Genomic DNA, 2,641 nt, shown 5'->3' on the forward strand with positions numbered 1-2,641 from the left:
ACCGGAAAACTCCCGCATGGAAGCTCTTCAACGAACTATCGAACACCGGATCAATATTATCCGAGTCAACCCCTTAGATGATAAATTGTTTGATCAAGCGCTACGTTGTGCTTTAACACAGATGATGACAGGTGAAGACTGTGTACCTCCATCGGGATCTGATGTTGGTCTACGATATTTGCGTGATCGCATTAATGTACCGCGAGATATGTCTATCTACGCAGCCAAGCGATTGAGAGAATCCCTGGAAAAAACCGCAGCCCTTGCAGGTGATGGACAGCCAGCCCCCATTCCCACTAAGCATCGACGAGATCAAGACCCGTCTAACTTTGTCATCAAGTAGGATTACCGCAGCCATCACGGTCGTAAAAAATACTAAAGTTTTCTTTTCACTCGCCCTGCTTAAGAACAGCTAAAGATTGCTCTTTTCACGATGATCTCACTTTTTCGCGTTGCTCCCCGCATGATCTATGAAATTGTGCTTATTTATCAAATTACAGATCAACAATGAAACTACCAGGCAGTTATGAGATTGTGAATGCTGAAAGAGTTGGTGTAGTAGATTATATCTTGATTATTTTTTCACAAAGAGATTGGTCATCGGCTTAACTCCTTTAGTTGTGTCATTAGCAGAGTTTAAGTATTCATAGATGCCAAAAGCATCTTCAGTAGTTCGTAGCAATGAGTAGTGATTATAGGGTGTGTTATCTACAACGCCTCGTGATGCGTGATTAGTAATCACAATCGTCGCAATGTGACCGCCACCAAAGTTAGCGTTACTATCAGGGTCAAAACCACAGCAACCTTGAATTTTGGCTTTGTCAGGAGGATTACTATCTTCATCCCAAGTAATAATAATCGCATTATTGCCAGACCCAGCCCACAACTTAGAAGTAGTGATTTGATTAACAACTTTTCCAATTATCATGTCGCCAGTTTGAATCAGTTTTTGCAATTGGGGACACTCTGCTAAACCATGCATTTCATGACATTGGTTGAAGATGATGTGGCTGTAGTTGGGAATTTTACCACTGTTCAGGTCGGTAGTAAGTTGATCAATCCCGACTATTTTACTGGCTAAGTTTGGGTCATCTTGCACTTTTTTAAAGTTCAGAAAACCATTATGTTTGACCGCATATAATGCACGATTGAGACTGGGAGCGACAACGGACTTAGAGCCTGGAGAAGGAATATCTTCAAAATACCCTTTCCAAGTCAGCCCCTTTTGTGACAATTGGTCGATTAAGCTAAAAGAGGTAATGGTATGGTTGGCATAGTCAGGTTGACGAGAGTTGTGGCAAAATTGCTGATTACTATTAGCAAAGCAATAGAAAGCATCATCATCATGAATACCAAAAGTACTACCGCTTAAAATGGCAACATAGTTAGCTTCGCTGGGATGTACTTCGCCATAGAAGTTACTAGCTAAACCATAGGTTTTGGCCAGTTGATTGATCATGGGTGCATTGGGATTGCCAATAATTTGGTCGTAGGATTTGTTTTCTTCAACAATCACAAAGATATGGTCATATTTAGGGATGGCTTTGTCGTCTGGTGTAGGAGTTGAAACTACTGCTGCTGTATTTTCAACTACTTGCGGTGGGTTAGTAGCTGATTGACTGGATTTTTGTGAGTTGGATAAGCAACTACTGAGTGTGAGGCTCAAGCTCAATAAGTAAATATGATGAAGAATTGTTTGAAGTCTAGGGTGTAATGACATAGATACTGAGTATAAATGTTAAGTATATGTCGAATGATTTGTCGGATCAATAGAAAAAGAATGGGTCAACTACCGAAACTGCCCCATATATCCGTGGCAAAACGGTTTACATCTGGCAGCACCGATTGTCTCGCCAACCAGTATGGCGTGAACTGTCAAACTTTGAAGCATTTTCTCTCTTGAGTGAAAGTAAACTGGTCTATACCAACCTCAGCTTTCTTAGTCCATCCACTCAGTCCACTACCATCGGTGAGAGGTTAAAATAATCTTACTTTTGTCAATTAGAAATTATGCTTAAAATTTGAAATAGACGAGGTATTAAGTTAACCCTTGTACTGACATTAGGGGTTAAGAATAAATGATGCGTATCAAGATGACGCTGCATCTACGCCCGCCTTCTCTACGAGACGCTCCACGAACGGCATCGCCCGATCAAAAATTCTGTTTCTAACCCCGATTTTGGCAATATTTTAAGTACTATTGCTTATTGACAAATGGTATCTGATTTTAACCTCTCACGAATGGTCCACTACGGCGCATCGACAAGCAGTTGGGCAAATTTGTCATCTCCACATTCTCAAACTCCAGTATCACGCCTCGACGCTCACCACTCTTGCCAAAAGGAATAATTGTATTGCCCATCTCTTCTTTTGAGCGATGGCGCTGTTTCGTCCGCCTTCTTGCGATCGCCAGCCGCAAGCAGAGCGATCCACTCCACCCAATCGGGCGCATCTGTCACCAGTTGAGCAAATTTGTCCGGGTCAACATCCTCAAACTCCAGTATCACCCCCCACTGTTCATCACTCGTTAGGGTATTAAGTAATTCTGGCTCTTCAGTACTTATTATGCCAAACTAATAAATAAAATGCCAATTTAATAAACATCTAACTCTAAAATTTTCAAAATTTCTAAATCCATAAC

At 41.3% G+C, this 2,641-nt stretch carries 2 protein-coding genes and 1 pseudogene; 1 reads left to right on the forward strand and 2 read right to left on the reverse strand.

Annotated elements, in window-relative coordinates; all coding sequences use genetic code 11:
* Nucleotides 1-343 (forward strand): annotated as a pseudogene (locus V7K27_RS20425) (glutathione S-transferase); the annotation flags it as partial.
* 231 nt (nt 344-574) lie between these two features.
* On the opposite strand, the gene V7K27_RS20430 reads toward V7K27_RS20425, so the two are convergent.
* Both V7K27_RS20430 and V7K27_RS20435 read right to left on the reverse strand, forming a co-directional pair.
* The gene (locus tag V7K27_RS20430) at nt 575-1,720 is read right to left on the reverse strand and encodes an alkaline phosphatase family protein (protein WP_334949913.1); all 1,146 of its coding nucleotides are present in this window, start codon (nt 1,718-1,720) and stop codon (nt 575-577) included.
* Nucleotides 1,721-2,324: 604 nt separating this feature from the next.
* Nucleotides 2,325-2,507 (reverse strand): hypothetical protein, encoded by a 183-nt coding sequence (locus tag V7K27_RS20435; protein ID WP_334949914.1) that lies wholly within the window; start codon nt 2,505-2,507, stop codon nt 2,325-2,327.
* Between the last annotated feature and the right edge of the window lie 134 nt (nt 2,508-2,641).

Source organism: Nostoc sp. (assembly GCF_036919575.1).
In the GTDB taxonomy this organism is placed as follows: Bacteria; Cyanobacteriota; Cyanobacteriia; order Cyanobacteriales; family Nostocaceae; genus Nostoc.

Bases quoted from the DNA above. Each gene is read 5' to 3' on its own strand.
- V7K27_RS20430 (WP_334949913.1), bottom strand. From the start codon at position 1,720: ATGTCATTACACCCTAGACTTCAAACAATTCTTCATCATATTTACTTA.